The organism is Clostridium sulfidigenes (assembly GCF_000732635.1).
Lineage (GTDB): Bacteria > Bacillota > Clostridia > Clostridiales > Clostridiaceae > Clostridium_J > Clostridium_J sulfidigenes.
This window is the reverse complement of record NZ_JPMD01000059.1, coordinates 1-5,008: the sequence shown is the minus strand read 5'-3', so window position 1 is coordinate 5,008 and position 5,008 is coordinate 1. Positions and strand designations below refer to the sequence as shown.

The 5,008-nt window shown below is 28.1% G+C and carries 5 protein-coding genes; 3 read left to right on the top strand and 2 right to left on the bottom strand.

Going from position 1 to position 5,008, the window contains the following annotated elements; genetic code table 11:
• The 3 genes from IO99_RS18855 to IO99_RS17525 all read left to right on the top strand — a co-directional run.
• A partial coding sequence (locus IO99_RS18855; protein WP_156964395.1) for an IS3 family transposase occupies positions 1-156 on the top strand: 156 nt, incomplete at its 5' end.
• Between the two features lie 208 nt (positions 157-364).
• Positions 365-718 (top strand): ArsR/SmtB family transcription factor, encoded by a 354-nt coding sequence (locus IO99_RS17530; RefSeq protein ID WP_035135755.1) that lies wholly within the window; start codon positions 365-367, stop codon positions 716-718.
• 24 nt (positions 719-742) lie between these two features.
• Positions 743-2,989, top strand: coding sequence for a heavy metal translocating P-type ATPase (locus tag IO99_RS17525; RefSeq protein ID WP_035135754.1), 2,247 nt, complete (start codon positions 743-745; stop codon positions 2,987-2,989).
• Positions 2,990-3,090: 101 nt separating this feature from the next.
• Here the strand turns inward: IO99_RS17525 and IO99_RS17520 are convergent, their stop codons facing one another.
• Positions 3,091-3,546, bottom strand: coding sequence for a CBS domain-containing protein (locus IO99_RS17520; protein ID WP_035135753.1), 456 nt, complete (start codon positions 3,544-3,546; stop codon positions 3,091-3,093).
• 121 nt (positions 3,547-3,667) lie between these two features.
• The gene (locus IO99_RS18570) at positions 3,668-4,909 is read right to left on the bottom strand and encodes a patatin-like phospholipase family protein (RefSeq protein WP_051824299.1); all 1,242 of its coding nucleotides are present in this window, start codon (positions 4,907-4,909) and stop codon (positions 3,668-3,670) included.
• Between the last annotated feature and the right edge of the window lie 99 nt (positions 4,910-5,008).

Here is a 5,008-nt window from a genome sequence, read left to right as displayed (position 1 = left end):
CACTTAAAAGATGAAACAAATCTAAAAAATTGTGAAACCTTTGAAGATCTATTATGTGAAATTGAGGATTACATAGATTATCATAATAAGTATAGATGCCAATGGAACTTAAAAAAGATGACTCCTGTTCAATACAGAAATCATCTTTTATCTTAGGGTCTTTTTATAAAATGTCCTTGACTTAGGGTACATTTTATATAGACAGTCATTTTATTTTTAGGTGTAAATTTATAATTAATGCTTATATTATAAATTATATGAAATATTTAATTAAATATATTGTTTGAAAAGTATTGACAAAAAAAAGAAATGAGAATAGTATAAACGTATGAACAAGTGTTCACATGAAAGGGGTATGTAATATATGTATAAAGAAGAGGTTTGTATGCAAGTATGCATACATGATGAAATTACTGAAAAATTAAAAGATAAAACTTTAAATGATACTACAGTAGAGGAACTGTCAAATTTATTTAAGTCCATGGCAGATCCTACTAGGGTTAAAATATTAAATATTTTGTTAAATACAGAAGCTTGTGTTTGCGACATAGCAGCTTTAACTAATATGACACAATCTGCAATATCTCATCAATTAAGAGTACTAAAGCTAGCTAGGATTGTAAAATCAAGAAAAGATGGAAAAGTTGTATATTATTCTTTAGATGATGATCATGTTAAAGATATTTTCTATAAAGGACTTAGCCACGTTAATGAATAAACTAGTTATAGGGGGAGTAAAATAATGGGACAAACAAAAAGGCTTTATGAAATTCAAGGATTGCATTGCGCAAATTGTGCTTTGAAAATCGAACGTGAACTAAATCAACTATATTACGTACAAAGTGCTGTAGTCAACTCTGTGACATCAAAAGCTATTTTAGAGGTTGATGAGGACACTAATAGAGAAATAATATTTGATGATGTGGAAAGCATATCTACTAGAATTGAACATGGAGTTAGAGTTAAAGAAATTGAAAAAAATGTTATAAGTAAAAAAAATGTTAAGGTTCAGGGAAATGTAAAAAGTATTAATTCTAATTCAAATGATAATAAAGTTAAGGAAACAAAGGTTACCTACAAGGATTCTCATAGTGATGATCATGTTCATAATCATAACCATGATAATGGAGAAGGGTTTAAAAGAAAACAAATAACAAAATTTATTATAGGAATTTCTTTGGCAGTTGCTGGAGTATTAACTAAGGATATGATAAGTTTATTTTTATTTATAGCTTCTTATCTAGTAATTGGTGGAGATATTCTTTTTATTGCCGGCAAAAATATAATAAAAGGTCAAGTTTTTGATGAGAACTTCTTAATGAGTATAGCTACAATTGGTGCATTTTTAATTGGTGAATATCCAGAAGCTATTGGAGTAATGCTATTTTATCAAATAGGAGAGTTTTTTCAAGAATTGGCAGTTAATAAATCTAGAAATTCTATATCAGAGTTAATGGATATTCGTCCAGACCATGCAAATTTAAAATTAAGTGACGGGGATATATCTTCTGTCTCTCCAGAAGAGGTCGGCGTTGGTGATATAATAGTTGTTAAGCCAGGTGAAAAAATTCCTTTAGATGGAGTTGTAGTAAGGGGAGATTCTCAAATAGATACTTCTGCTTTAACAGGAGAATCTGTTCCAAGAGTAGTTAAGGAAAGAGCAGAAGTTTTAGCTGGATCAATAAATAAAACTTCTCTTATTGAAGTTAAAATAACTAAGGAATTTAGCGAATCTACAGTATCAAAGATTCTTGAATTAGTAGAAAATGCTTCAAATAAAAAAGCACCAACAGAAAAGTTTATAACAAAGTTTGCTAGATACTATACTCCTATTGTGGTTATATTAGCTATTCTACTAGCTTTCTTACCACCGTTAGCTATGGGTGAAGATTTATATACCTGGTTATATAGAGGACTATCATTTTTAGTTGTATCTTGTCCTTGTGCCCTTGTGATATCAATACCTTTAAGCTTCTTTGGTGGGATTGGAGGAGCATCTAGAAGTGGGGTGCTTGTCAAAGGAGGAAACTATCTTGAAGCATTGAGCAAAGCAGAAGTGGTAATTTTTGATAAAACAGGTACATTAACAGAAGGAAGCTTTGAAGTTACAAAAATTACTCCTTATGGATTCATTACTGAGGACATGTTAATGGAATATGCGGCATATGCTGAAATATATTCTAATCATCCTATTGCAAAATCTATTGTAGAATCCTATAAAAAAATTAGTACGAAGGCTATTATTGATAAAAGTAGAATAAAGAGTTATGAAGAGATTCCAGGTAAAGGTGTAAAAATATACTTTGGTGATAGATATATATATGCAGGAAATTATAAACTGATGGAAGAACTTGAAATTAGGTATGTAAAATCAAATGAAGTGGGTACTATTATATATGTTGCAGTAAATAATAATTTTGTAGGAAGTTTAGTGATTTCTGATAGAATAAAAAATACTTCACCTATGGCTATTGCAAAGTTAAAAGAACTAGGGATTAAGAAAATTGTTATGCTTACTGGAGATAATAAAACAATTGCTGAATATGTTGCAAAGGTCATTTCCGTTGATGATGTTAGAGCCGAATTAATGCCACATGAAAAAGTAAGTGAAGTAGAAAAAATATATAATGGCCTTTCTAAGAAGGGAAGATTAATATTTATTGGAGATGGAATAAATGATGCTCCAGTATTAGCTAGAGCAGATATAGGGATAGCAATGGGGGGAATAGGCTCAGATGCAGCTATAGAAGCTTCTGATGTTGTTATTATGACTGACGATCCTGAAAAAATATCTACATCTATAAAAATAGCTAGGAAGACACAAAAAATTGTAGTTCAAAATATTGCATTTTCCTTATTGATAAAAGCTATAGTCTTAGTATTAACAGCTCTAGGGATTACCAATATGTGGATGGCGGTATTTGCAGATGTAGGAGTTACAATAATAGCTGTATTAAATGCTATGAGAGCTATGAAGATGGAAGAATAAATAAAAGTTTAACTTAAAAATACTAAAATACAGAATTAAAATATATTAAAACCCTTTAATGTTTTTAGCATTAAAGGGTTTTTAAATTTAAGTGATAATTATTAACTTATTTTTGACATAGTTTTAAATTCGCTAAACTCATCACTATTATCTACCTCAAATAATTTCTTATAACAATATGATATTATATCTCCTCTTTTTATAATTCCAATGAATATATTTGAGTCATCAACTACTGGAACGAAATTTTGTGATTTAGCAACAAGTATTAAACTTTCAATATCAGAATTGATTGATACAGGTTTATCTTTAAAATGTCTTGGGATATCCTTTATTAAAACATTTTCTGTATCCTTTAAGCTTAATTCGGAAGAATTTTTTAATTTCCAAAGAAGATCACCTTCTGTTAAAGTACCTACATATTTTCCTTTATCATCCACTAAAGGTATAGAAGTATATCTATGATATTCCATTCTCTCCATTGCTCTTCGCATAGTAGAACTAACCTTTTCAAAAATTACTTCGCTTTTAGGAGTTAGAAAAAAGGCAATGTTCATATTTTATCATCCTCCAATAAATCAATATTCAATAAGTATACTAAAAAGCTATACTTTAATTATAACATAGTTTTTAGACTAAAAGAGAGTAAAGTTTTTAATAATTTAAGAACATATAATGCTATAAATTGATTCTATAATTAATTAAACACAAAAACATATGAGCAATAAACTCTTTAGGAAATGTAATTGCTAAAGTGTTTCTAAAGGCTATTGTGGATTTAGAATTATCTAGAAGATTGCAATTTTTTAAAATTAAATAATCTTTTAGTGAAAGTTCCTTACTATTTATATTTTTTTTGTATACATTTACTTTTTGTAAAATTTTATTTAAAAGTTCATCATATCTATATACAAGATTTCTTTCAATTTCTAAAATTTCTGCAGTAATTTCCATAGCCATGATAATATTAACACGGCTTTTTGTTATTATGCCTGAAAAGTTTTTAATTTTTTTTATAGTTCTTAATAGTTTTAAATGATTGTATATGGAATTATTAAAATTTAAGGAATCAGTTATAAGTTTAAACTCAATGTCATTAATATTTACTAATAATCCCTTAGGGAGCTCATCTTTGAAAAAATAATAGTTTTGTCCTGTTAATTGCTTAAAAGTTTTTAATGTATCTAAATATCCTATACTTATATTTCTTTTAATTCTTTCACTATCAAAACTAATAATTGGACCAAGATTTTCACTACATTTTATTTCTATTATAGGTATATCATTTATATTATTAATTTTTTGACTGAATCCAGGGCCATCTATATCCACTTGGATTATAGCAGAACAAGGGCTATTTAAAAGCATGCTGGTTGGAATATTATTATACATACCTCCATCAAAGAAAGTGACACCATCAATAACCATGTGCTTTAGGCCAGGTAGAGAGCAACTTGCCATTATATAGTCAATAATTTTTCCGTAAGGAATATCAGTCTTAAATATTTCTATAGGTTTTAGGGGATACATAGTAAGGGTAACAATACCAAAATCTATAGGTGAATTCCTTATTATATCTTCATTTAAATAGCGTTGTAGTAATCTTTTTAAAGGTGTATGATCTAGCCCTCTATTAGATATAATATTTTTTATGAATTTAGGAAGGTTTTTAAATGATAGATTTTCATCTATAGAAAAATTATCATCAATATTGAAGCAAGTTGAAAAATCTATTGAGAGCCATAATTCTTCTAAATCATTATAATTATTGCTACATATAAAAGCACTATTAATAGCTCCAATAGAAGTTCCAACTACCGAAGATATATCTATATTTAATTCTATTAAAGCTTTCCACACTCCAACTTCATAAGCGCCCCTAGAACCACCACCACCTAATACTAATCCATAACTATTCAAGCGTTATAACACTCCTTTGGTAAGCAAAATTAACATAAATATAATTCTACTTAATATTATATTATACTAAATGAGTAAAATATGATAATTATTATAATG